24 protein-coding genes are annotated in these 24,685 nt (G+C 67.6%); 19 read left to right on the top strand and 5 right to left on the bottom strand.

The window, feature by feature from the left end; all coding sequences use genetic code 11:
- Nucleotides 1-77: 77 nt before the first annotated feature.
- Genes J7346_RS00980 through J7346_RS00970 form a run of 3 tightly spaced genes read left to right on the top strand, consistent with a single transcriptional unit; the run spans nt 78 to nt 2,359 of the window.
- Nucleotides 78-1,121, top strand: a complete 1,044-nt coding sequence (locus J7346_RS00980; protein WP_348521430.1) for a LacI family DNA-binding transcriptional regulator — start codon at nt 78-80, stop codon at nt 1,119-1,121.
- A 60-nt stretch (nt 1,122-1,181) separates the two neighbouring features.
- The gene (locus J7346_RS00975) at nt 1,182-1,889 is read left to right on the top strand and encodes a hypothetical protein (RefSeq protein WP_209116858.1); all 708 of its coding nucleotides are present in this window, start codon (nt 1,182-1,184) and stop codon (nt 1,887-1,889) included.
- Nucleotides 1,889-2,359 (top strand): hypothetical protein, encoded by a 471-nt coding sequence (locus J7346_RS00970; RefSeq protein WP_209116856.1) that lies wholly within the window; start codon nt 1,889-1,891, stop codon nt 2,357-2,359. Before J7346_RS00975 ends, J7346_RS00970 begins: the two co-directional genes overlap by 1 nt.
- Nucleotides 2,360-2,374: 15 nt before the next feature.
- Here the strand turns inward: J7346_RS00970 and J7346_RS00965 are convergent, their stop codons facing one another.
- Nucleotides 2,375-3,016 carry an RpiB/LacA/LacB family sugar-phosphate isomerase gene (locus J7346_RS00965; protein WP_209116854.1) on the bottom strand — a complete coding sequence of 214 codons (642 nt, stop codon included), beginning with the start codon at nt 3,014-3,016 and terminating at the stop codon, nt 2,375-2,377.
- Nucleotides 3,017-3,239: 223 nt separating this feature from the next.
- Between J7346_RS00965 and kduD the strand changes: the two genes are divergently transcribed.
- The gene (gene kduD, locus J7346_RS00960) at nt 3,240-3,998 is read left to right on the top strand and encodes a 2-dehydro-3-deoxy-D-gluconate 5-dehydrogenase KduD (protein ID WP_209116852.1); all 759 of its coding nucleotides are present in this window, start codon (nt 3,240-3,242) and stop codon (nt 3,996-3,998) included.
- Here the strand turns inward: kduD and J7346_RS00955 are convergent.
- Nucleotides 3,995-5,401, bottom strand: a complete 1,407-nt coding sequence (locus J7346_RS00955) for a pectate lyase (RefSeq protein WP_245157534.1) — start codon at nt 5,399-5,401, stop codon at nt 3,995-3,997. The genes kduD and J7346_RS00955 overlap by 4 nt on opposite strands.
- Nucleotides 5,402-5,560: 159 nt before the next feature.
- Here J7346_RS00955 and J7346_RS00950 point away from each other — a divergent pair, with 159 nt between their 5' ends.
- Nucleotides 5,561-8,524: a TonB-dependent receptor gene (locus J7346_RS00950; protein WP_209116850.1), complete on the top strand. Its 2,964-nt coding sequence runs from the start codon at nt 5,561-5,563 to the stop codon at nt 8,522-8,524.
- Between the two features lie 82 nt (nt 8,525-8,606).
- Here the strand turns inward: J7346_RS00950 and J7346_RS00945 are convergent, their stop codons facing one another.
- Genes J7346_RS00945 through J7346_RS00935 form a run of 3 tightly spaced genes read right to left on the bottom strand, consistent with a single transcriptional unit; the run spans nt 8,607 to nt 14,497 of the window.
- Complete coding sequence (locus tag J7346_RS00945; protein WP_209116848.1) at nt 8,607-10,055, bottom strand: TolC family protein; 1,449 nt, start codon at nt 10,053-10,055, stop codon at nt 8,607-8,609.
- A complete protein-coding gene (locus J7346_RS00940) occupies nt 10,052-13,273 on the bottom strand; it encodes a multidrug efflux RND transporter permease subunit (protein WP_209116846.1) in 3,222 nt (1,073 codons plus the stop codon). Before J7346_RS00940 ends, J7346_RS00945 begins: the two co-directional genes overlap by 4 nt.
- Nucleotides 13,274-13,294: 21 nt before the next feature.
- Nucleotides 13,295-14,497, bottom strand: a complete 1,203-nt coding sequence (locus tag J7346_RS00935) for an efflux RND transporter periplasmic adaptor subunit (protein WP_209116844.1) — start codon at nt 14,495-14,497, stop codon at nt 13,295-13,297.
- Nucleotides 14,498-14,673: 176 nt separating this feature from the next.
- Here J7346_RS00935 and J7346_RS00930 point away from each other — a divergent pair, with 176 nt between their 5' ends.
- From J7346_RS00930 to J7346_RS00865, 14 genes are all read left to right on the top strand, one after another.
- Nucleotides 14,674-15,249, top strand: coding sequence for a TetR/AcrR family transcriptional regulator (locus tag J7346_RS00930; RefSeq protein ID WP_245157533.1), 576 nt, complete (start codon nt 14,674-14,676; stop codon nt 15,247-15,249).
- A 59-nt stretch (nt 15,250-15,308) separates the two neighbouring features.
- Nucleotides 15,309-15,560: an aa3-type cytochrome c oxidase subunit IV gene (locus J7346_RS00925; RefSeq protein ID WP_209116840.1), complete on the top strand. Its 252-nt coding sequence runs from the start codon at nt 15,309-15,311 to the stop codon at nt 15,558-15,560.
- A 105-nt stretch (nt 15,561-15,665) separates the two neighbouring features.
- Nucleotides 15,666-16,796 (top strand): Re/Si-specific NAD(P)(+) transhydrogenase subunit alpha, encoded by a 1,131-nt coding sequence (locus tag J7346_RS00920; protein ID WP_209116838.1) that lies wholly within the window; start codon nt 15,666-15,668, stop codon nt 16,794-16,796.
- 185 nt (nt 16,797-16,981) lie between these two features.
- Nucleotides 16,982-17,356 (top strand): endonuclease domain-containing protein, encoded by a 375-nt coding sequence (locus tag J7346_RS00915; RefSeq protein WP_209116836.1) that lies wholly within the window; start codon nt 16,982-16,984, stop codon nt 17,354-17,356.
- Nucleotides 17,357-17,695 carry an NAD(P) transhydrogenase subunit alpha gene (locus J7346_RS00910; protein ID WP_209116834.1) on the top strand — a complete coding sequence of 113 codons (339 nt, stop codon included), beginning with the start codon at nt 17,357-17,359 and terminating at the stop codon, nt 17,693-17,695.
- Between the two features lie 4 nt (nt 17,696-17,699).
- Nucleotides 17,700-17,981, top strand: coding sequence for a hypothetical protein (locus J7346_RS00905; RefSeq protein ID WP_209116832.1), 282 nt, complete (start codon nt 17,700-17,702; stop codon nt 17,979-17,981).
- Complete coding sequence (locus J7346_RS00900; protein ID WP_209116831.1) at nt 17,978-18,313, top strand: nucleotidyltransferase domain-containing protein; 336 nt, start codon at nt 17,978-17,980, stop codon at nt 18,311-18,313. Before J7346_RS00905 ends, J7346_RS00900 begins: the two co-directional genes overlap by 4 nt.
- Nucleotides 18,277-18,657 (top strand): HepT-like ribonuclease domain-containing protein, encoded by a 381-nt coding sequence (locus tag J7346_RS00895; protein WP_209116829.1) that lies wholly within the window; start codon nt 18,277-18,279, stop codon nt 18,655-18,657. The genes J7346_RS00900 and J7346_RS00895 overlap by 37 nt, the downstream gene beginning before the upstream one ends.
- Nucleotides 18,654-20,069 carry an NAD(P)(+) transhydrogenase (Re/Si-specific) subunit beta gene (locus J7346_RS00890; protein WP_209116827.1) on the top strand — a complete coding sequence of 472 codons (1,416 nt, stop codon included), beginning with the start codon at nt 18,654-18,656 and terminating at the stop codon, nt 20,067-20,069. The genes J7346_RS00895 and J7346_RS00890 overlap by 4 nt, the downstream gene beginning before the upstream one ends.
- Before the next feature lie 2 nt (nt 20,070-20,071).
- A complete protein-coding gene (locus tag J7346_RS00885) occupies nt 20,072-20,314 on the top strand; it encodes a DUF4160 domain-containing protein (protein WP_209116825.1) in 243 nt (80 codons plus the stop codon).
- On the top strand, nt 20,289-20,546 hold the full coding sequence (locus tag J7346_RS00880) for a DUF2442 domain-containing protein (RefSeq protein WP_209116823.1): 258 nt from the start codon (nt 20,289-20,291) through the stop codon (nt 20,544-20,546). The genes J7346_RS00885 and J7346_RS00880 overlap by 26 nt, the downstream gene beginning before the upstream one ends.
- Before the next feature lie 130 nt (nt 20,547-20,676).
- A complete protein-coding gene (locus J7346_RS00875; RefSeq protein WP_209116821.1) occupies nt 20,677-21,582 on the top strand; it encodes an alpha/beta hydrolase in 906 nt (301 codons plus the stop codon).
- Nucleotides 21,579-22,004: a cupin domain-containing protein gene (locus tag J7346_RS00870; protein ID WP_209116819.1), complete on the top strand. Its 426-nt coding sequence runs from the start codon at nt 21,579-21,581 to the stop codon at nt 22,002-22,004. The genes J7346_RS00875 and J7346_RS00870 overlap by 4 nt, the downstream gene beginning before the upstream one ends.
- Nucleotides 22,005-22,108: 104 nt before the next feature.
- On the top strand, nt 22,109-24,679 hold the full coding sequence (locus tag J7346_RS00865) for a TonB-dependent receptor (RefSeq protein ID WP_209116817.1): 2,571 nt from the start codon (nt 22,109-22,111) through the stop codon (nt 24,677-24,679).
- The last annotated feature ends 6 nt before the right edge of the window (nt 24,680-24,685 follow it).

Raw genomic sequence — 24,685 nt, 5'->3', positions numbered from 1 at the left:
TCGTGCCCTGAACACCGGTATGCAGGCCGCGCCGAATTGGCCTATCACGGAGCGAACACCCAGGCAGGATCCCACCCGTGACGGATAGCAAGCGGCCCGGCGGCAAGCCCGTGACCATCAATGACGTGGCACGTCTGGCCGGGGTATCGAAGAAGACCGTCTCGCGCGTCATCAACAACTCGCCCCTGCTTCGGGCCGAGACGCGCGAAAAGGTCCAGAAGGTTATCGCCGAGTCGGGCTTCGCGCCCGACCCCCAGGCGCGGGGGCTGGCCTTCCGCCGGTCGTTCCTCGTCGGCATGATCTACGACAACCCCAGCCCCAACTATGTGGTCAACATGCAGCAGGGCGTGCTGGACGCGGTGCGCGGCTCGGGGCTCGAGCTGGTGGTCCACCCCTGCAACCGGGCCAGCGAGACCTTCCTGTCCGACGTGCGGGGCTTCATCGTCCGGCAAAAGCTGTTCGGCGTGGTCATGCCGCCGTCGGTCTCCGAGGACGAGCGGGTCGTCGCCATCCTCAAGGAGGCGGAATGCCCCTATGTGCGCATCGCCTCGGTGTCGCTGGACGAGCCCCGGCACATGGTCGTGACCAATGACAGCACGGGCGCGGCCGAGGCGGCCCGCCATCTGGCGGCGCTCGGCCACCGGCGCATCGCCTTCATCTCCGGCCCCGACAGCTTCCGCTCGTCGCACGAGCGGGGCCGCGGCTTTGCCGAGGGGCTGGCCGAGCACGGGCTGACGCTGGATCCCGCCTATACCCGCGTCGGCGCCTATACCTTCGAGTCGGGGGTCGAGGCCGCGCGCGACCTGCTCGCCATGGCGGATCGCCCGACCGCCATCTTCGCGGGCAATGACGAAATGGCGATCGGCGTCATGAAGGCCGCGCGCGACGCCGGCCTCGATGTGCCGTTCGACCTGTCCATCTGCGGCTTCGACGACCTGCCCATGGCCTCGCGCGTCTGGCCGAACCTGACGACGGTCCGCCTGCCGATCCGTGACATGGGCCGCATGGCCGCCGAAAAGCTGACCGCCTCGATCCGCGGCCTCGACGCCGCGACCCTGACCCAGCCCGAGGTCCGCCCCTCGCTGGTCGTCCGCGACTCGACCGCTCCGCTCGCGGGGTGAGGCCGTCCGGCCACAGGTCGTGTGCTAGGGTTCCCTGAACCAGAGGGGGAGGGGACCACCATGCTGGGACTGTTGAAGCTTGTCCGCCGGACGATCGAGGGCTCGGTCGTGTCGATCGTGCTGCTGGCCATTGTCGCCGCGCTGGGCGTCTCCAGCACCGTCAATCTGCTGGTCCGGGAGCCTTCCGCGGCATCGCTGCTGTTCTTGCTGGTGCTGGCGATCGTACTGGCCGACCTGATCGGGAAATTCCTGTCGATCCTGTCGACCACCTTCCCGGACCTGATCCCGGCGGTGGATGACGAGGACCTCAAGCGCGCCTCGCTGATCCAGCGCCTGCGCCCCGGCCAGACGGTGGCCCTGCTGTCTGGTGCCTATGCGGCGCGGCTGGTCATGTTCCTGATCATCTTCGCCCTGCTGGGCACCAGCTATGCCTTCGCCCCGGTTGCGGTGCAGGAGACCCTGGTCGGCCCGCTGGGCGCGCTTCAGGCGATCAACATCTTCCTGCGCGAAGGCATCGCCGGCTCGATCGGCTATTTCCTGTTCTTCCTCGGCCCGGACAATCTCAAGCCGGTCACCGATGCCATCCTGGCCGAACCGCTGACCCCGGCCACGCCCAGCGGCGATGCCTTCCTCGTCGGCATCCGCATCTATGGGCTGGCCTTCATGTTCTCGGCCCTGCGCACCCTGGTGATGCCCATCAGCTACTGGCGCGCCCGCAGGCGCGCCCACCGCCTGCCGACTCCTGCAAAGGGGGAGGCGGCGGCCTGATGCAGAATCGGTCAGCGTCCAAGGGATGGAGTCTGGCGGGGGCTCTTCTGATCGCCTTTGGTGTGGCGGCCTGTGAGACACAAGGGCTCGGGCAATCCGATGTCGAACGCCTTGAAGCCAACATCAGGCTGCCGCCCGGCGCCTATCGGCTGGACGCCTATGCCCGCTTTTACGCTCCGCCCGAGGTCTATGCGCTGGATGATCTGCCGTTCACCACGATATTGGACCCCGCCCCCGGCTGGCCCGAGCCGCGCAGCGAGCCTGTCGTCGCCGCAGTCTTTGTCCATGCGGACGGCATAGTCGAAGATTACCCGGCCAAAGCTTATCTCGTGCCGGAGACAGAGCTGCCCGACTTAGTTCACGGGGGCTGTCATGTCGTCAATCTGATCCTCGACCCGGTGACCGGAGAGACCTTGGAGTCGTGGTGCAACTACGACAGTTCGATGCCGGATCGCCGTCCGCCGGAATGAACCGGTAGAGCTTCCTCAGCCCTCGATCACGCTGCGGATGTAGTCGCGGATGCCTTCGTCGGTGGCGTTGGCGAAGAAGTATTCCTGGAAGCGCTCGCCGGCCACGGCGGCCTTCAGCAGGTCCTGGTCGACGGCCTTCAGCGCGGTCAGCATGTCCTTGCAGGTGGCCGCCTTCAGCTCCTTAAGGATGCCGCGGTTGGTGGCCATGATCTGGGCCCGCTCCTTCGGATAGCCCAGCCCGCGCTCGCCCTCGAACAGCTTGCGATAGCAGTCCTGCAGGTTCAGCTCGGCGGCCCAGCCGAAGCCCTTGGCATAGGGCATGGAGATGGCGTTGCCGTCATTGATCTGGCCGAACAGGAAGGCGTCGGTCGGATCGATCACCAGTCCGCAGAACACGCCCGGCATGGCGTTGCAGGCCAGCATCGAGCCCATGCCCGTGCCGCAGCCCGTGACGACGAAATCCGCTGCGCCCGAGTTCAGCAGGATGCCGGTCAGCAGGCCGTTCATCACATAGGTCAGGGACGCCTTATCCTCGGGCGTATACATGCCATAGTGGAACACCTCATGGCCCAGAGGCTCGGCCACGGCGGTCAGGGCCGAGTGGACGATCTCGCTCTTGGCGGCCTGGCTGTTCTCGATGATCAGGGCGATTTTCATGGCATTCCTTGCGGGTCAGCGTCGGGGAGAGAGGGCGATCGCGGGATGTGTCAGGGTCGATGCGGAGGCAGGGCGTTCGAGCCCCGGACCCCGATCGCGGCGACAACCAGAGCCGTCATCGCCATCCCACGGTTTACATTGAAGTATGACACCGGTTACCAGTGCAGACAACGCCCCGGACGCCCAAATCCGTACCTGAACGCCAGATACAAGGCCCGCTGACATGACCCCTTCCTTCGATCTCTCGGGCCGCACCGCGCTGGTGACCGGCGCCAATACCGGACTGGGTCAGGCCATTGCCCTCGGCCTCGCTGCGGCCGGTGCCGACATCGTGGCGGTCGGGCGTTCGGCCCCGACCGGGACGGCGGAAAAGGTCGGCGCGCTCGGCCGCGCCCTGCATGCGATTCCCGCCGACCTGTCGACGACCGGCCCGATCAATGAGGTGGTCGAGCAGGCGCGCGCCGCCGTCGGCGACATCGACATCCTGGTCAACAATGCGGGCATCATCCGCCGCGCCGACAGCCTCGACTTCTCGGAAGAGGACTGGGACGCCGTCATGGACACCAATCTCAAGACCGCCTTCTTCCTCAGCCAGGCCGTGGCCCGTACCTGGGTGGCCGGCAACCGGGGCGGCAAGATCCTCAACATCTGTTCGATGCTCAGCTTCCAGGGCGGTATCCGCGTTCCGTCCTATACCGCGTCCAAGAGCGGCCTGGCCGGCCTGACCCGCCTGCTGGCCTGCGAGTGGGCGTCGAAGGGCATCAACGTCAACGGCATCGCGCCGGGCTATTTCGCCACCAACAATACCGAGGCCCTGCGCGCCGACGAGGGCCGCAACCGTGACATCCTGGCCCGCATTCCGGCCGGGCGCTGGGGCGATCCGTCCGATCTGGCGGGCGCGGCCGTCTTCCTCGCCTCGGATGCCGCCGCCTATGTGCACGGCACCATCCTCACGGTCGACGGCGGCTGGATGGCGCGCTAGCGCGCCTCCGCCAGGGCGTTCAGCCAGTCTTCCAGCAGGGTGTGGCCATCCCCGTCCGGGTCGGTCGGGCCGTCTGCGCCGTCCTGCGGGTCCGAGCCGTGCGCCCGCTCCCAGTCGTCGGGCAGGCCGTCGCCATCCGTGTCGATCCAGGGCGTTCCCGCATCGATGTCCGGCAGGCCACCGACCTCGGCCGGACTGTCGATGATCCGGCCACTGCCGTCCGCGACCCCGGCGATGACGCGCGCATCGACCGCATCGCGGGGCAGGTCGGCTCCTGCCCTCGCCAGCACCGTCGTCACATGGGCGTCCGGATCGAGGGGCGGCGCCCCGGCCCAGTCCGGCCGCACCGCGAGGCGCGTCCCCGGCCCCCCGTCGTTTCGCACCAGACTCCACGGATCGTCGGGCAACACACCCGCCATCCGGTTGGCCTCGAACCAGGCGACCGCCAGCGGATCGGAGTCCTCAAAGGCCCAGCGCCCCTCCGAGTCCGGCCCGGGCAGATAGGCGTTACCGATAAAGGCATAGGTCGACACGCTTTCGGTATCGGCATTGTAGCCTGCGTGCGATCCGCCCCAGTTGTAGAAGACATTGCCGCGGAACTCGATGTACGGCCCCTCCGGATCGACCTCCGGCGGATTGTAATTCCCGGGGCGCGGCATGCGCGCGCGGTGGCTGGCCCAGACATTGTCGATGAAGCTGATGCGCGCGCCATACCCGCCCCGCACCAGCGAGCCATAGCCGTGCTCCCCCTTGGCGTGGGCCGAGGCATTCAGCGATTCCGCGATCAGCGAGTTCTGGACGGTCACGTCATAGACGCCCCGCCCGGCCGGGCTGTACCGGCTGGCGACCGACAGGGTCTCGTCCACAGACCATGACGCCGACACATGGTCGAGGATGATGCGGCGTCCACGCTCGACCGAGACCGCATCCGCCTCGACCAGCGCCTCGGCGCCCAGTCGCGAGCGGATGTGGCGCACGATCACATCGTCGGCCGAGATCACCAGCGGCTGACCGATCAGGGTGATTCCACCGCCCGGCGCGGTCTGCCCGGCCAGTGTCACCTGACCCCGCCGGATGACCAGCGGGGTCTCCAGCCGGATCACCCCGCCGGTGTCAAAGATGATGGTCCGGGGGCCGCGCGCCTCGATCGCCTCGCGCAGGCTGCCCGGCCCCGAATCGCCGGTATGTGTGACCCGCAGCACACGCCCGCCACGTCCGCCCGTGGCAAACCGGCCAGCGCCTTCGGCTCCCGGGAAGGCGAGGGTCTGCCCGGCAGTTTCCTGGGCAATCGCCTGACCTGACGGGCATGCGAGGCCCGCAACCGAGATCAGGCCGGCGGCCAGAAGCGCCGGCACGGGCGCGCGTCGCGCTCCGGTTTTCCACCGCCACAGGGGGCTTGCCATGTCGATCATCATCGGGTTACGCTCGCCATTGATACCGGTGTCATTCAGGTCTGCATCTAGACATGACACCGGTGTCAAAACAAGGTTCAGGATTGAGCCTCAATAAAACATAGACCGGGGGGCACCTCCGGCGTCCTGTATGTCCTTGGGAGGAGGCATATGATGCACACTCAAAAACGGGGTGAGTCCCTTCGTCGTTATCTGTTTGCCGGTGGGTCGGGCATGGCGATCGCGCTGTGTCTGGGCGTCGGCGGGGTCGCCGCCCAGGATGCCGAGCCAGAAACCCGGGTCGACGAGGTCGTCGTTACCGGTTACCGCGCCAGCCTGGACGCCGCGCTGAACATCAAGCGCAGCGAGGCCGGCATCGTCGATGTGATCCTCGCCGAGGACATCGCCGACTTCCCGGACACCAACCTGGCCGAGGCCATCCAGCGTATTCCGGGCGTCTCGATCGACCGCGACGCCGGTGAGGGCCGCCAACTGACCGTGCGCGGCCTCAGCTCGGACTTCACCCGCACCCGCATCAACGGCATGGAGGCCCAGGCCACCACCGGCGGCACCGACTCCTCGGGCGGCGCCAACCGCGGCCGCGGCTTCGACTTCAACGTCTTCGCCTCGGAACTCTTCAACTCGATCAAGGTGCGCAAGACCGCCGCCGCCGAGACCGAAGAGGGCTCGCTGGGCGCCACCATCGACCTGCAGTCGGCCCGGCCGTTCGACTTCAGCGGCCCGCGCATGGCCTTCTCGGTCCAGGCTGGCTACAACGACCTGTCCGAAAACTGGAACCCGCGCGCGGCCTTCCTGGTCAGCAATACCTTCGGTGATCGCGACCAGTTCGGCGCCCTGCTGTCGGTCGCCTACAGCGAAAAGGACTCCTTTGAGGAGGGCTTCAGCTCCGTGCGCTGGGCGCCTGCCGTCGGCAGCGGCAGCTCGGGCGGCTTCTGCAGCCCCGTGGGCGTGACGCCCCAGAACCCGGGCAACAGCGGCTCGAACGGCTCGAATGCCGCGAACTGCGCCACCGGCGTGCCGCGTCCGACCAACACCCCCGGCAACGTCGCGGCCTACAACACGGCCAACCAGGCCAATGTCTTCATTCCGCGCCTGCCGCGCTATGGCCGCCTGACGCACCATCAGGAGCGTCTGGGCCTGACCGGCTCGCTGCAATGGCGCCCGGCTGACTCCACGACGATCAGCCTCGACGTCCTGTATTCGCAGCTGGATGCCACGCGCGAGGAGAACTTCCTTGAGGCCCTGTCCTTCAGCCGCAACGCCGGTGCCGGCGGACAGACCCAGATCATCGTTCGCGACGCCGTCGTCGAGAACAACACCCTGGTCTACGGCCTGTTCGACAACATCGATCTGCGCACGGAGGCCCGCTACGACCAGCTGGAAACCCGGTTCCTGCAGGTCGGCCTGACGCTGGAGCACGACTTCTCGGACAACGTCCGCGGTCGTTTCTTTGCCGGTCGCGCCGAGTCGAACTACGAAAACCCCTATCAGACGACCGTCACCATCGATCGTCAGAACAGCCAGAACTACTCGTTCGACTTCCGCGGCAACCCGAATACGCCGGTCATCAACTACGGCTTCGACGTCACCGACCCGGCCCAGTGGCAGTGGCGCGCGATCGGGAGCAGCGTGCCCCGCTCGGAAATCCGCATCCGGCCGCAGGGCGTGGACACCATCTTCGAGTCCCTCCAGGGGGACCTGGAGTTCGACGTCACCCCGTATGTCACCCTGCGGACCGGCGCCAACTGGAAGACCTTCTCGTCGGAGTCGTATGAGTTCCGGCGCACGGACGAGACCGTCGTTCCGGCCCTGCCGGGCGGTGTCACCATGGCCGACATCACGACCCTGCTGACGGGCTTCGGCAATGGTCTGGCACCCGACGGCAATCCGACCAGCTGGGTCATCCCCGACCTGAACGCGATCGCCGACCTGTTCAACATCTACTGCAACTGTGACACCGGCGCGCCGGGTGGCAACTTCACCCTCGGCAGCATCACGGTCGGCAACGCCCGGGGCGGCAACCGCTTCCTCGAGGAAGAAGACTTCGCCATGTACGTCCAGGCGGACTTCGACGCCGACGTCTTCGGTCGTCCGTTCCGCGGCAACGTCGGCGTCCGCCACGTGTGGACCAGCCTCTATGCCGAGGGCTACAGTTCGACCGGTGGCGGCACGCTGGTGTTCGACACCCACGAGTATCAGGACACCCTGCCGTCGCTGAACCTGACCTATGAGCCGATCAACGATGTACTGGTCCGCTTCGGCGCCGCCATGGTCATGGCCCGTCCCCAGATCAACAACTCCATGTCCGGAGCCAACTATCTGGTGCCGACCACCTCGCTCAACGCGACGGGTCCGAACTACACGGCCACCATCGGCAACGTCGAACTGGAGCCCTTCCGGGCCAAGACCTACGACTTCGCGGTCGAATGGTATTTCGCACCGGAAAGCCTGATTTCCTTCGCCTACTTCTACAAGGACATCGACACCTACATCCAGGTGATCCGTCAGGACCTGACCTATGCCCAGCTGACGGCGCTCAACCCGTCGGCCTTCGATCCCAGCTTCTGCTCGGGCAGCTGTACGCCGACCACCATCTTCGCCCTGACCAGCGCGGTGAACACGGATGGCGGACCGCTGAAGGGTTATGAGATCAGCTTCCAGACCCCGTTCACCTTCCTGCCGGGACCGCTGTCGAACTTCGGCATCCAGCTGAACTACACGAACGTGGAATCGGAGATCGACTACTGCACCAACTCGCTGTGCACGAGCTTCGTCACCAACGACCTCGCCCAGCTGTCGCCCACGGCCTACAACGGCACGCTCTATTATGAGGACGACCGCTTCTCGGCCCGGGTCTCGGCCTCGTACCGTGACGAATATCTCCAGAACGTCCCGGGCCGGAACGGCAACGCCTTCGAAGGCAAGCAGGACACGTTGAACATCGATTTCTCGTCGTCCTACAAGCTGACCGACGATGTCACGATCAGCTTCGAGGGCATCAACCTCACGGACGAGGAAAACCACCAGTGGGTGGGCGACGACGACCGTCAGTCGACATCGGTCTATCACCACACGGGCCGCCAGTTCTTCATCGGCGCCCGCTACACCTTCTAGGGCCTTACATCCCGACCCGAACGTCCGCTCCTGGACGCGACTTGCAGGGCCGCCGGTCTGACCGGCGGCCCTTTCTTTTTGCTCAGTCGACTTCGGGCGGGGTCCAGCTGCCGGCCAGCGCCTTGAACAGCTGGATCTGCAGGTCCGACACCTGGGCCTCGGCCTGGGCCAGGGCCGCCTCGGCCTGCGCCAGGGTGCGTTCGGCATCCAGCACGGTCAGGAAGCTGTCAGCCCCTGCCTCGAACCGGGCCTGGGCCAGCCGTGCCGCACGCGCCGCCTCGTCCCGCGACACTGTCAGCGCCTGCCGGCGATCCAGCGCATGGCCATAGGCCGACAACGCCGTCTCGGTTTCCTGCAACGCCACCAGCACCGTCTGGTCAAAGCGCGCCAGTGCCGCCTCGGCCCCGGCGCCCCCCGCCGCGATGCGCGAGCGCGCCACCGCCACATTGGGGAAGGACCACTGGATCAGCGGCCCGACGCTGAAGCGCAGGGCGCCGTCGTCGCCCAGATCGGACAGGTCGGTGGCCGTCGCCCCGACCGATCCGCCCAGGCTGATACTGGGGTACAGGCTGGCCGTGGCCACATCGACGCGCGCGCTGGCGGCAGCCAGCTGACGCTCCGCCTGACGCACATCGGGGCGGCGGGCCAGCAAGGCCGCGCCGTCGCCGACCGGGATCGGCTGCGTCACGCGGGGCGGTGTGGCACAGTCCAGGACCGTCGCCGGCACCTCGCGCGGCGTCACCCCGATCAGGGTGGCCAGACGGAAGACCGCGGCGTCCTTTTGCGCGCGCAGCGGGGGCAGGGCGGCCTGACTGCCGGCCACGGCGGACCGGGCGCGCGCCACGTCCAGTCCGGTGCCGGATCCGGCCTCCAGCAGGCTCTCGGTCAGCCCCAGCGTGCGCGACTGCAGCTGGATGGTCTGTTCGGCCACGCCGATCTGCACATTGGCGGAGCAGATCTCGGCATAGGCGCGCGCTGTCTCGGCGGCGACGCTGACGCGGATCACATCCAGCGCGGCGGCTGCGGCGTCCGCATCGGCCCGGGCGGCGGCGATGGTCGACCCCACCCGTCCGAACAGGTCGATCTCATAGGCGACGTCCAGACCCACGTCATAGGTCTCGGTTTCGTCCAGTGGCTCGCCGTTCGAGCCCGGCACCGTGGTCGCCGCGACCCGGCCATAGCTGCCTGCGCCGCTGACCTGCGTCGATGGCAGGCGTGCGGCCTGTGCCTCGCCCAGCGAGGCCCGCACGGCGCGCAGATTGGCGACGGCGGCCTCGATCTCGTTGTTGGTGTCCAGCGCCTGCAGCACCAGAGCGTCCAGCAGCGGATCGTCGTACAGGCGCCACCAGTCATCGCGCACCGGCGCCAGCGTCGTCGCGCCGGCCCGTTGCGACAGGAAGGGACCGGCGGCGCTGTCGGGCACGGCCGCCGGGCCGACCTCGGGCGCGGTGGCACAGGCGGATACCGCCAGCCCGAGCGCGAGGGCCGAGGCCGCCACGCGCCCCTTCAGCAGAGAAGACAGGCGGATCATACGATTTCTCCCTGGGCCGGGGCCGGGGCCGAGGCCGGGGCCGAAGTCGCGGTCTTCTTTCCGCCGGGCAGTTTCGAGGCGACCCAGCGCATGAAGACATAGAAGGCCGGGGTGAAGATCAGACCGAAGAAGGTCACCCCCAGCATGCCGGACACCACCGCCGTGCCCAGCGACCGGCGCATTTCGGCCCCGGGTCCCGTCGCCAGCATCAGCGGCAGCACGCCGAAGATGAAGGCGAACGACGTCATCAGGATCGGCCGCAGACGGGTTTGCGACGCGCGGATGGCGGCATCCCACCGGCTCAGGCCTTCCTCTTCGGCCTGTTTGGCGAACTCCACGATAAGGATGGCGTTCTTGGCCGCCAGCGCGATCAGAACCACCAGACCGACCTGCACCAGGATGTTGTTGTCCAGTCCCGCCAGATTGACCCCGACCATGGCGGCGAGAATGCACATCGGCACGATCAGCACGACCGCCAGCGGCAGGGTGAAGGCCTCATACTGGGCGGCCAGCACCAGGAAGACGAACACCACGGCCATGACGAAGACCAGCGTCGCGCCGCCCGAGGCCTGCTTCTCCTGCAGGGCCAGTCCCGTCCATTCGTACGAGAATCCGGGGGGCAGGGTGGCTTCCGCCAGCTGCTCCATCCGCGCGATGGCCTCGCCCGACGAGACACCGGGCGCCGCCTGTCCCTGCAGCTCGGCCGCCGGGAACAGATTGTAGCGCACGATCCGCGACGGGCCGGACTCCTCGCGCAGGGTGGCCACCGAGCCGATCGGCACCATGGCGCCCGACGCCGAGCGGGTTTCCAGCGCCGCGATGTCAGCGATGTCGTCCCGGGCCGAGGGTTCCGCCTGCGCCGTCACCCGGAAGGTGCGGCCCAGATAGTTGAAGTCATTGACGTAGGACGAGCCCAGATAGACCCCCAGCGTGCTGAACACGTCGCCGGGCTGGACCCCCATCATCAGCGCCCGGTCGCGATCGACGTCGGCGGCGATCCGGGGTGAGCCGGTGTTGTAGGTCGAGAAGACCTGGTTGACGGACTCGGGCGCCTGGGCGGCCGCCCCCATCATGGCAAAGGTCGCGCCCTCCAGCGGGACATAGCCCGCGCCGGAGCGGTCCTGCACCATCATCTGGAACCCGTTGCCGTTGCCGAGGCCCTGAACCGCGGGCGGGGCGATGACGAAGATGTTGGCGTCCTGGATGCCCATGGTCGCGCCGGTGATGGCCCCGGCCAGCGAGGCCGCAGCCTGCTCCGCCGTCTTGCGCTCTTCAAAGGCGTCGAGACGCACAAAGATGGTCGCGGCATTGGACCCGAACGAGAAGCTCGACCCGTCCAGACCGGCGAAGGAGACCACGCCGTCCACGCCCTCGGTGTCCCGGATGATCTGCGAGGCGCGCGCCATCACGTCCTGCGTCCGGTCCAGAGAGGCGCCCGGCGGCAGTTGCACGACCCCGATCAGGAAGCCCTGATCCTGCTCCGGAATGAAGCCGGACGGCGTGTTGAACAGGGTGAAGCCCGTGCCGATCAACAGCAGCGCATAGACCCCGAACACCAGCGCCAGCTTGCGGATCAGCCGCGCCGTCAGTCGGCCGTAGCGATCCGACAGCCAGTCAAAGCCCTCGTTGAACTTGCGCCCGGCCGAGCCGAGGTAGTGCAGGCCCGTGCCCAGCACGCCGGGCTTGCGGGCATGGTCGTCGTGGGCCTTGTGCGGCTTCAGCAGCATGGCGGCCATGGCCGGCGACAACGTCAGCGACACCAGCAGCGACACGACCGAGGCCGTGGTGATGACGATGGCGAACTCGCGATAGAAGATGCCGGGGATGCCGGGCACGAACATGGTCGGGACGAACACCGACACCAGCACCAGACCGATCGAGATCAGCGCGCCCGACACCTCCTGCATGGAGCGATAGGCGGCATCCTTGGGCGCCAGGCCCTCGCGGATATAGCGTTCGACGTTTTCGACCACGACGATGGCGTCATCGACCACGATGCCGACGGCCAGCACCAGGGCGAACAGGCTCAGCGAGTTGATCGAAAAACCCAGCATCAATTGCACGGCGAAGGTCGCGACCAGTGCCACCGGAATGGCCACGATCGGGATGATCGCCGCCCGCCAGGTCTGCAGGAAGACCACGACCACCAGCACCACCAGGAAGATGGCCTCGATCAGGGTGTGCTGCACCGACTCGACCGAGGCAGCGACGAATTCCGTCGGGTTGTAGGGAATGGAGACGTCCATGCCGGGCGGCAGTTCGGCCCGGATGGCCTCGACCTCGGCCATGACCCGATCTGCCGTGCCCAGCGCATTGGCGCCCGGCTGCTGGATGATGGCCATGCCGACGCCGCGCTCGCCGTCGAAGAAGCCGCGGATGCCGTAATCCTGCGCGCCCAGCTCGACACGGGCGACATCGCGGATGCGGGTCACCCGGCCCTCGGCGTCGGTCTTGATGACGATGTTCGAGAACTCGTTCGGGTCGGTCAGACGGCCCTCGACCTGCACCGGCAGCTGGAAGGCCGCGGCATTGGTGTCGAACGGGGGCTGGCCGATGGCGCCGGCGGCGGCCTGCACATTCTGGGCGCGCAGGGCGGCGACAATGTCCGGTCCGGTCAGGCCCCGCTGGGCGGCCTTGGCCGGGTCGATCCAGACCCGCATCGAATAGTTGCCACCGCCGAAGATCTGGACCGCGCCCACACCCTCGATGCGCAGCAGCCGGTCGCGCAGCGTCGAGTTCGCATAGTTGCCGACATAGTCATTGTTCAGCGACTGGTCCGGGGACGTCAGCCCCAGGATCATCAGGAACCCGCTCTCCTGCTTGTTCACGGTCACGCCGATCTGGCGCACCTGTTCCGGCAGGCGCGGCTCGGCCAGCGCCACCCGGTTCTGGACCAGCACCTGGGCGGCATCCAGATCCGTCCCGGGATTGAAGGTCACCGTGATCCCGACGGCCCCGTCCGAGGTCGAGGAGGACGAGATGTAGAGCATCCCCTCGACCCCGTTCACCTCCTGCTCGATCGGCGCGGCGACCGTCTCGGCCACCGTCTCGGCCGAGGCGCCCGGATAGGCGGTGTTGATGGTGATCGTCGGCGGCGCGATCTCCGGATACTGCGACAGCGGCAGCAGCGGATAGGCGAAGGCGCCCATCAGGGTGATGAAGACCGCGATCACGGCCGCAAAGATCGGCCGGTCGATAAAGAAGCGGGAGATATTCATAACTGGGCCGGACTTTCCCGCTTAGCGGCGTTGCGACAGGGCACCCGCCGGGGTGGCGGTGGCCGCAGGGGGGGCACGGGTCACCGGCGCCTGGGCATCGGTCGGAGTACGCTCGATCTCGACCACCTTGGGCGTGACCGGCTGCCCCGGACGGGCGCGCAGCTGGCCATTCACGATCACGCGGTCCGTCGGCTCGATGCCCGAGCGGATCACGCGCAGGCCGTCGGACAGCGGTCCCAGCTCGACCGGGCGGGCGACCACTTTGTTCTCGGCATCGACCACATAGACGACGCGACGCGACTGGTCGGTGGCGACGGCGGCATCCGGCACCAGCAGGGCCTGATAGGGGGCGGCACCCGCGACGCGCGCCTGACCGAACAGGCCGGGCTTCAGGAAGCCGTCGCCGTTCGCCACAACGGCCCTCAGGCGAATGGTGCCCGAGGCGGTGTCGACGACGTTGTCCGAGAAGTCGACCGTGCCGGTCCAGCGGAAGCCGGTCTCGTCCTGCAGGCGGATGCGGATGGGCGCAGAGGTGCCGTCGCGGGCCTCGCGCTGATAGCGCAGCATCACGGCTTCAGAGGCCTCGAACACGAAATGGATGGGGCTGGAGGCGACAATGGTGGTCAGCACATCGGCGGCGGACGATCCGCCTCCGACCAGATTGCCGGCGTCCACGCGGCGGTCCGAGACGCGGCCCGAGATCGGCGCGGTGACCCGGGTGAATTCGACGTCCAGCTGACGGCTGCGCACCGCGGCCTGGGCGGCAGCGACCGAGGCTTCGGCTGTGCGCAGGGCGGCGCGCTTCTGGTCCGCCTCGGCCTGCGAAATGGCCTGGATGGCGACCAGCGATTCGGCGCGCTCCAGCTCCGAGCGGGCCAGGGCGACCTGGGCCTCGGCCTGTGCAGCCTGGGCCCGGGCCGAGGCCAGCGCCGCCTGTGCCGGACGCGGGTCCAGGGTGAACAGCAGCTGCCCCTTGCGGACATACTGGCCGTCACGGAAGTGCACGGCCTGGATATAGCCACCCACGCGGGCCCGCACCTCGACGCTCTGCGGCGCCTCGAAGCGGCCGGTGAACTCGTCCCAGTCCACCACCTGCTCCACGATCGGCGTGGCGACCGAGACCTCGGGCGCGGGCGGCGTGCCCTGGGCTTCGCTCGGGGCTGAACAGCCGTACAGCATGCCCGTGATCAACACGGACACGGCCATGATCTTGAAAAGGCGCATGGGCGCGGTCTCCGGCCGGCTGAGACCGGCAATTCAGGTTGGATGGCGGCACGGCGCGCGAGGGGGAGGAGGGCGCAGTGTCAACGACGGATGACTTAATGGTGTTTGCGGTTCCGCTTGTCAACAGCCGATGACAAAGCCATATGGTTCGTGGGGACATTAACCCGGAGACCAGATTGCCCTTATCCGCCTGCGGCCCCCGGCCACGCAATGCGAACGCGACCCGCGCCGCCATCCTCGAGGCGGCCGAAACCCGTTTTGCGCGCGAGAGCTATGACGAGGTGGGCATGCGCGATATCGCCGCGGATGCTGGCGTCGATCCGGCCCTGATCGTCCGCTACTTCGGCTCCAAGGAGGGCCTGTTCCGCGCCGCCCTGGAAAGCTGTCAGGAGGGCTCGACCCTGCTGGAAGGCGATCGCGCCACCTTCGGCACCCGAATCGCCCACGAGCTGGTCTACGGCAGCGCCCGCCCCCGCAAGATGCAGGGCCTGCAGATGATCCTGCTGTCCGCCGCCTCCGCCAAGGCCCTGGAGGTGGTTCGCGCCTCCTCGAAGGAGCGCTTCCTTGACCCGTTCGTCGACTGGATCGGGGGCGACGACGCCATGGTCCGCGGGCGCCTGGCGGCGGCCGTCATGATGGGCATGAAGGTCAGCCGCGAAGTCACCGGCGGGCTGGATCTGTGCGAGGCCCACTGCAAGCTTCTGGAGCAACGCCTGGCCCGCAGCCTTCAGGATATCATTGACGGCGCTTGAGCCGCGCGGCTCCATGGGTATAAGAGCCGCACACCAGACCTTCCGACCGGATGATCCTCATGGCCACCCCCCCGACCGAAACCGCCCATGGTGAGTACCAACGGGGCACCCAGCCGGTTCACGAGCAACAGGCGACCTATTCCCTGTTCATGAGCCTGGCCAAATGGGGCTCGCTGCACATCGCGGTACTGCTGACCTTCCTGGTCATCTCGCTGCAGCCGGGTGGCAGCTTCGTGTTCGGCTTCGTCGCCGCCTTCTTGCTGGCCGTGGTCGGCTACTTCGCGCTGAAGTCCAAGCCCGCGAAGCATTGATCCCGGGCCGGTTTTCCGGCCCCGATCCGCAAAACCAGCGCTTTACCGTGGGGGACCTGACGGCCTAGGCTGTCGCGAAACAGTCCACCCCACGGAGGGATTCGCTTGGCCGTCACTATCGCCGTGACCCGCGAACGCCGAGACGGCGAGACGCGCACTGCCCTGACTCCGGAAACCGTCCGCAAGCTGACCGGTCTGGGCGCGACCGTGCGGGTCGAGGCCGGCACAGGCCAGGGCTCGTCCATTCCCGACGACGCCTATGCCGAGGCGGGCGCCACCGTCGCCCGAGACCTCAAGACCGCGCTCGCCGGGGCCGACATCCTGCTCAAGGTGCGCGGCCCGACCGCCTCCGAGATCAGCGCGCTGCGCCCCGGCGCCGTGGTCGTCGCCCTGCTGGATGCCTGGCGCGAAAAGGAAACCGTCACGGCCCTGGCCGGGGCGGGCGTCACATCCTTTGCCATGGAATTCGTGCCCCGCATCACCCGCGCCCAGGTCATGGATGCCCTGTCGTCCCAGGCCAACCTCGCCGGCTATCGCGCGGTGATCGAGGCCGCCGCCTATAGCCGCGGCTTTCCCATGATGATGACCGCGGCGGGCACGGTTGCGGCGGCCAAGGTGTTCGTCATGGGCGCCGGCGTCGCGGGTTTGCAGGCGATCGCCACCGCCCGGCGTCTGGGTGCGGTTGTGACCGCCACCGACGTCCGCCCCGCCGCCAAGGAACAGGTCGAGTCGCTCGGCGCCAAATTCGTCGCCGTCGAGGACGAGGAGTTCAAGGCCGCCGAGACCGCCGGCGGCTATGCCAAACAGATGTCGGCCGAATATCAGGCCAAACAGGCGGCCCTGACCGCCAGCCATATCGTCAAACAGGACGTGGTCATCACCACCGCCCTGATCCCCGGCCGCCCGGCGCCGCGTCTGGTCACCGCCGACCACGTCGCCTCGATGAAGCCCGGCTCGGTGATCGTCGATCTGGCGGTCGACAACGGCGGCAATGTCGAGGGCATCAAGGCCGGCGAGATCGCGACCACGCCAAACGGCGTCAGCCTGGTCGGCTGGACCAACATGCCCGGCCGCGTCGCCGCCGACGCCTCCAGCCTCTATGCCCGGAACCTGTTCGCCTTCGTCGGCCTGATGGTCAAGGAGGGCGCGCTGGCGCTCGACCTCGATGACGAAATCCTCAAGGCCGCCGCCGTCACCCACGGCGGCGCCATCGTGCATGAGGGGGTGAGGGGATGACCAGGGATCATTCTCCCTTCCCCCTCGAGGGGGGAAGGGCCGGGGTTAGGGGTGAGGATGCTGTCACCACCGGTCAGACTCATGTGACACCGCCCCGGTCCTTCAGGTCGCCGTCACCCGCGCCTCCTGCCAAACGTTCTGCCTCCACCCCCACCCAACCCTCCCCCCTCGAGGGGGAGGGCTCGATGTTTGCAAAAGCCCCTCGCATCAAGGCTGGTGCGACCGCCCGTGCGAGGCGCATGCGCACAGAGCCCACATGGACCGAGGCCAAACTCTGGAAGTCCCTGCGCACGCTCAAGGCCCACTTCCGACGTCAGGTGCCAATCGGCCCCTATGTGGCGGATTTCGCCTGTCACTCCGCACGCCTGGTGGTTGAGATAGACGGCGGTGTTCACCAACTGCCCGAGGTCGCCCTTCGCGATATGGAACGCGATGGCTGGCTGGCTAGCCAAGGCTACCGTGTTCTGCGGTTCGAGGTCCGCCAGATCGAACACGATCTCGACAGCGTTCTGGCGGCCATCCAGTCTGCCCTCGCATCTCCTTCCAACAGGAGTCACTGAATGGAACACGTCGACCCTACCGTCTTTCGTCTGGCCATCTTCGTGCTGGCCATCTTCGTCGGTTACTATGTGGTCTGGAGCGTCACGCCGGCCCTGCACACGCCGCTGATGGCCGTCACCAACGCCATCTCCAGCGTCATCATCGTCGGTGGCCTGATCGCGGCGGCTGCCGTGTCCGAGGCCTCGGGCATGAACGGCTGGATCGCCAAGGGGGCCGGCGTCGCCGCCGTGACGCTCGCCAGCGTCAATATCTTCGGCGGCTTCATGGTCACCCGGCGCATGCTGGCCATGTATCGCAAGAAGGAACGCCCCGCCGCCGCCCCGAAACCGGCCGCCTGAGACCATGCAGCCTGACCCCGTCCGCATTGCCGAGATCGGCGCCTGGATCGCTTCCGGGCTGGGATTCGGCATGTGGCTGTGGATGCTCTTCAAGGAGCGCGATCCCATCCGCCGGGTGCGGCTCAGCGACTGCGGCGTGGTGCTGGTCTTTTCCGCCATCCTGACCCGGGTCGCGGCCGATGGCCGCCCGCTCGGCGCGTTCGACTGGGCCCTGCTGATCCTCAGCCCGCTGTTCATCGGCGCCGCCCTCTGGCGCCTCGCGCGCACACAGGGCATGGGCCGATGAGCGGCCCGGGTATGCAGGAGGGGCGGCGGGTCTTCGAAGGCCCCCCCTTGCTGGATCAGGTCCTCGACGTTTTGCGCGACTATCAGGCCGCAGCCCACGCGGTGGGGGCCGAATTTGTCGGCGTGGTGGGCTCTGTCGCGCGCGGCGAGGCGACCGCCGAGAGCGATGTCGATGTGGTCTTCGACGTCGTGGGCCAGCTGGACTACTGGCGGCTCGGCGGGCTTCAGCAGGATCTGGAGGATGCCGTCGGTCGAAAGGTCGATCTGGTCGACCGGGCGATGATGATTCCGGAACGATGGGCCTGGATGTCGCGGGACCTCGTATCGCTGTGACAAATCCCGCGATCCGCTTCCTGCTTGAGGATATCGTCGCCTACGGGAGCGAGGCGGTTGATTTCGTCGGCCATCGTGATGCTGACGCCATTCTCGCGGATCGCCTTCGCGAGCACGCGGTGTTGCGAACGGTCCAGATCGTCGGCGAGGCCGCCGCCCAAATCCTGAAGGCCCGGCCGGACGGGATCGCAGACCTGGAACTGCGGGACGCCGCCGGTTTCCGAAATGTCCTTGTTCACGGCTACGCCAAGGTCCGTATGGAGCGCGTGGTCGCCATCGTTCGGCAGTCGCTGCCGCCGCTGATCGCGGGTGCCCGCTCCGCTCTGGGGGAAGAAATCGAATGACCGCATCGCTTGCCGCCCTGGCCTATCTGGCTGCCGGTGTCCTGTTCATCCTGTCCCTGCGCGGCCTCTCCAGTCCCGAGACCAGCCGGCGGGGCAATACCTTCGGCATGGTCGGCATGGGCCTCGCCATTGCCGTCACCCTGATCACCCTCGGCATCACCGGTGCACTGGACCCGCTGACGCTCGCTCTGATCGCGGGCGGGGTGATCGTCGGCGGCGGGGGCGGGGCCCTGATCGCCGCCCGCGTCCAGATGACCCAGATGCCCCAGCTGGTCGCCGCCTTCCACAGTCTGGTCGGTCTGGCCGCCTGTCTGGTCGCGGTCGGCGCTGTCTATGCGCCCGTGGCCTTCGGCATCGCCATGCCCGGGGGCGGCATCAAGACCCTGTCGATCATCGAGCTGTCGCTCGGCGTCGCCATCGGCGCCATCACCTTCACCGGCTCGGTGATCGCCTTCGCCAAGCTGAACGGAAACATGAGCGGCGCGCCGATCCTGCTGCCCGCGCGGCACCTGATCAATATCGCCCTGGCGCTCGCCCTCGTCCTGCTGATCGGCATCATGGTGGGCTCGGGCGGCACGGCGACCTGGGCCTTCTGGGGGGTGTTCGCGCTCGCCCTGATCCTCGGCGCCACCCTGATTATCCCGATTGGCGGGGCTGACATGCCGGTCGTGGTGTCCATGCTCAACAGCTATTCCGGCTGGGCCGCGGCGGCGCTTGGTTTCACGCTGGAGAACATCGCCCTGATCATCACCGGCGCCCTGGTGGGCAGCTCGGGCGCCATCCTCAGCTACATCATGTGCAAGGGCATGAACCGCAGCTTCATCTCGGTGATCCTCGGCGGCTTCGGCGGGGACAGCGGCCCGGCGGGCGCCGGCGTCGCCGAGACCCGGCCGGTCAAACAGGGCTCGGCCGACGACGCCGCCTTCATCATGAAGAATGCCTCCAAGGTCATCATCGTGCCCGGCTACGGCATGGCCGTCGCCCAGGCCCAGCACGCCCTTCGCGAAATGGCCGACAAGCTCAAGGAGGAGGGGGTCGAGGTCAAATACGCCATCCACCCCGTCGCCGGCCGCATGCCCGGCCACATGAACGTCCTGCTGGCCGAGGCCAACGTCCCCTATGACGAGGTGTTCGAACTGGAGGACATCAACAGCGAGTTCAGCTCCTGCGACGTCGCCTTCGTCATCGGCGCCAATGACGTCACCAACCCCGCCGCCAGGACCGACCCCCAGTCACCGATCTACGGCATGCCCATCCTCGATGTCGAAAAGGCGGGCACCGTCCTGTTCATCAAGCGCGGCATGGGCTCCGGCTACGCCGGCGTCGAGAACGAACTCTTCTTCCGCGACAACACCATGATGCTGTTCGCCGACGCCAAGAAGATGGTCGAAGGGATCGTGAAGGGGCTTTAGTCATGCCGACGGTTCTCCGCTGGAACGGCTACCGCTTCTACTTTTTCTCCAACGAGGGGTTCGAGCCGCCGCATATCCACATCGACAAGGCCGGCTGCTCCGCCAAGTTCTGGCTGTCGCCTGTCGCGGCAGCCCGCAATATCGGCTATTCTGCGAAGGAGATGGCCGAGCTTGCCCGCAAGGTTGCGGGGGAGCGTGACGGCTTTCTGGAGGCTTGGAATGGCTATTTCGGCCATCAAAATTGATGAGCGGGTTGCCGACGTCGAGGTCACCGACGCCGAACTGATCGTGCGCCTCCACGACGGGCGGCGGTTGGCCGCACCTCTCGACTGGTTCCCGCGCCTGAAGGCAGCCTCACAGGCCGAACGTGCGCATTGGGAACCGGCGGCCGCAGGCCTTGGAATCCACTGGCCTGACGTAGACGAGGACATCAGCGTCGCTGGCCTGCTCCGGGTCGCGGCACCTCAAGCGGCGTAACACCTCCGCACCTCCGCTCATCCCGAAGGTGTTAAGAATGAGCCGTGAGCACGCGACTGGCCATCCAAACCCGCGCCAAAGGACTGGGTGCCGGCTTCCGCCGGGATGAGCGGGTGGATAGTCTGAACCCATGCCCCGCCTCCTCACCTTCAGAAGCCTCATCGCCGGCGCCCTTGTGGTGGCGGGCCTTCTTTATCTGGCCGTGGCGGGTCTGCTGTATTTCAACCAACGCAGCCTGATGTACTTCCCGCATGCCGAGCGGGCCGCGCCCGATGCGGCCGGTCCGGCCATCCAGATCGTGGAGATCACCACGGACGACGGCGAACGGTTGGTCGGCTGGTGGCTGCCGCCTGAGGAGGGACAGCCGACCCTGCTGTTCTTCAACGGCAATGCCGCAGGGCTCGCGGGCCAGCGCGGCCGCTGGCGACGCATCGCCGATCAGGGCGTGGGCTTTCTGGCGATCGGCTATCGCGGCTATGACGGCTCGACCGGCTCCCCGTCCGAGGCCGGCCTGCACGAGGATGCCCGCGCCGCCTGGAACTGGCTTTCGGCCCGCACCGATCCCGGCGACATCGTCATCCACGGCTTCTCGCTGGGCTCCGGAGTGGCCACCCGACTGGCGACCGAACGGCCGGCCCGCGCCCTGATCCTCGAGGCGCCCTATACCTCGACCGCCGATGTCGCGGCCCGCACCTATCCGTGGCTGCCGGTGCGCTGGCTGATGAAAGATCAATACCGCTCGGCCGACATCATCGATCAGGTCGACATGCCCATCCTCGTCCTGCACGGCGACGTCGACGAGGTGATCCCCTACGATCTGGGCCGCACCCTCTATGACCGGGCCCCGGCTCCCAAACAGTTCATCCGCATGATCGGCTCGAACCACAACACGCTCGTCCGCGACGGCGGCTATGATCACATCTGGCGCTTCCTCGGCCTGACCCCCGTGGGGGCCTCGGCGGCGCCGGGCCATCAGGCCGATGTCGAAATCCTGCGCGAGCGCCGCCCCGCCGCCGCACCATCCGAAGCCTCATGACCCCCGCCGACATCATCGCCCTGCTGGACCTTCAGCCCCATCCCGAGGGCGGGCATTACCGCGAGACCTTCCGTGACCCGCGCACCGTCGACGGGCGCTCGGTCGGTACGGCCATCTATTTCCTGCTGTGTGCCGGCGAGCGGTCGAAATGGCACCGCGTCGACGCGACCGAGATCTGGCACCACTACGACGGGGCACCGCTGGCGCTCGATATCGACGGCATCGGCCGCCTGATCCTCGGCCCGGACGTCGAGGCCGGCCAGCAGCCCCAGATCGTCGTCCCGACCGGCAAATGGCAGGCCGCCGAAAGCCTCGGCGACTGGTCCCTGGTCGGCTGCACCGTCGCCCCGGGCTTCGAGTTCGCCGGCTTTGAGATGGCGGACGACCCCGACGGTCCTCCTCCGTCAACGGCGCTTATGTAATCGACGCGTCGACGTTCCGTCGCAGCATCCCCACGGAAGCGTCGCTGCACGGACACTGACGCTGGCTACACGCTCATCCACTGTTCAACGGGGATGGCGTCATCATGAATATCCGGTTCCGGTCCACTCTGCTTCTGACCAGCGCGGCCGGCGCGCTCACGCTCTCGGCGGCACCGGCTCTGGCCCAACAGGCCGATCCCGTGACCCAGCTGGACGAGATCGTCGTCACGGCCCAGTTGCGCGCCCAGGACCCGGTCGAGGTCCCCTTCGCCCTGACCGCCTATTCGGGCGAGCGCCTGCAACAGCTGGGCCTCCAGGACTTCGAGGCCCTGTCGGCCTTCGTGCCGGGCTTCCTCGTCCAGAACCAGTCGCCCAACAACCCCGGCTTTGTGATGCGTGGCATCACCTCCGACGACGGCGCGGCCACAACCGAGCCCCGGGTGTCGGTGTTCCAGGACGGCGTGTCGATTTCCAAGGCGCGCGGATCCTTCGTGGAACTGTTCGATCTCGAGCGGGTCGAGGTGGCCAAGGGGCCGCAATCGACGCTCTACGGCCGGGGCGCCCTGATCGGGGCGGTCAATCTGGTCCAGAACCGCGCCCGCCCGGGCGTGACGGATTCGGCGGCGTCGATCTGGGCCGGCAACTACGGTTCGGTCGGGGCCGAACTGATGATCAATGCCCCCCTGGGGGACTCGGTCGGGCTGCGCTTCGCCACCCGGCTGAAGCGTATGGACGGTACGGTCGAGAACCTGCTGGGCGGACCGGACTACAACAGCGTCAACACCGAGGCCTATCGCCTGGGCCTGGCGTTCGAACCCAACGACGCCTTCCGCTTCGACGTGATCGCCAACTATCAGGTCGATGACACCTCGGGCACTTCGTTCAAGTCGATCGCCTACAATCCCGCCGATCCGGTGACCGGGGCGGTGCTGGGCGGGCGTGACCCGTGGGATGGCGCGACCCTGACGTCCACGGCCGATTTCGACGGCGGCAAGGTGCTGGGTCTGGATCGCGAGGTGTGGGGTGTCACGGGTCTGGGCCGGCTGGAGCTGTCGCCGTCACTGACGCTCAACTCGACCAGCGCCTATCGTCGCTTCGACTCGTACGAGACGTTTGACGCCGACGGCGTCTCCCTGCCGATCCTGTCCGCCGCCGAGGAGGCCTTCGGCGAACAGTGGAGCCAGGACCTGCGCCTGAATTTCGACAACGGCGGCCGCGTATCGGCCTTCGTCGGCGGCGGCTGGTTCCGCGAGGAAGGCTATCAGCGCACCCCCACCCAGTTCGACGAGCGCATGGCCCTGGCCCAGCTGGCCGGCCGGCTCGACGGCAATCCCGCCGCCGTGGGCACCAACACCCTGCCGGCTTCGGTCTATGGATCGTCGGCCCTGCTGAATCCGATCCTGGCCGGCTTCGGCCTGCCCGGTCCGGCCATTCCCGGCATCGCCGCCAATCTCAAACCGGCCCATATCGAGACCGCCACGAACAGCAGCGAGCTGACCTCGTGGGATGTGTTCGGGGACCTGACCTTCCGTCTGACCGACCGGTTCGAGGTCTCGGGCGGGCTGCGCTACACCCGCGATGACAAGACCACCGGCTTCGCCAGCGAACTGAACAACGGCCGCTCCATCCTCGGCGGCCTGCTGGCCGTGCAGCAGCTCCAGGCCCAGATCGCCGCCCTGGTCGCCATCGGCACGCCGGAAGCCCTGACCCAGGCCGCGGCGCTGGGGGCCTTCGCCAATGGCGTGGTCGGCGGGCTGGCCACGCCGGGGGCGGCCGGCCTGCCGCCGTCGGCGGGTTTCCCGCCCTTCGGCCTGACGTCACAGCCGACGCCGAACAACGGCGACTTCGTCTATGGCGATCTCGAGGACGACGGCATGACCTGGCGGTTCACCGCCCGCTATGCCGTCTCGGACAACGCCAGCCTCTATGCCAACTATGCCCGCGGTCGGCGTCCCAAGGTGCTCAGCGCCCGCTCGCCCGCCGCGCCGCTCGCCAACCCGACCTTCACCGAGGTGGATGCCGAAACGGTCGACAGCTTCGAACTGGGTGCCAAATACGCCTCGGCCGACGGGCGGCTGCAGCTGGACGGTGCCGTCTACCGGTACGACTACGAGAATTTCCAGACGACCATCCAGGACGGCACCCGCTTCATCGTCACCAATGCCGGCGAGGCCAGCGCCTGGGGCTTTGAAGGGCAGGTCGCCTTCCTCGCGACCGACACCGTCGAGCTGTTCGGCACCTATGGCTACAACCACTCGCGGTTCGAGTCCGGCATCTACGACGGCAACCGCTTCCGTCTCTCGCCCGACCACATGGCGTCAATCGGCGCCATCTGGACCCTGCCGGTCCGCGGCGGCGCGTTCGAGGTGCAGCCGACCTACACCTGGCAGTCGAAGGTCTTCTTCAGCGACGACAACGACATCCCCGCCCTGCAGGTGTCCAACTTCGTGCCGGACACCACCCAGGATGAGTTCCAGGACGCCTACGGCCTGCTGAACCTGCGCATCCGCTTCCAGCCCGACTCGCGCAACTGGTCGCTCGAGGCCTATGGCGAGAACCTGCTGGACGAGGAATACGTCAAGGATGCCGGCAATACGGGCGACGCGCTCGGCATGCCGACCTTCATCGCCGGGCGCCCGATGACCTGGGGCCTGTCGGCCCGCCTGCGCTACTAGGAGCCC

The organism is Brevundimonas sp. A19_0 (assembly GCF_017744255.1).
Classification (GTDB): Bacteria; Pseudomonadota; Alphaproteobacteria; order Caulobacterales; family Caulobacteraceae; genus Brevundimonas.
The sequence above is the reverse complement of the archived record's forward strand: the minus strand, read 5'-3'. Positions and strand labels throughout refer to the sequence as shown.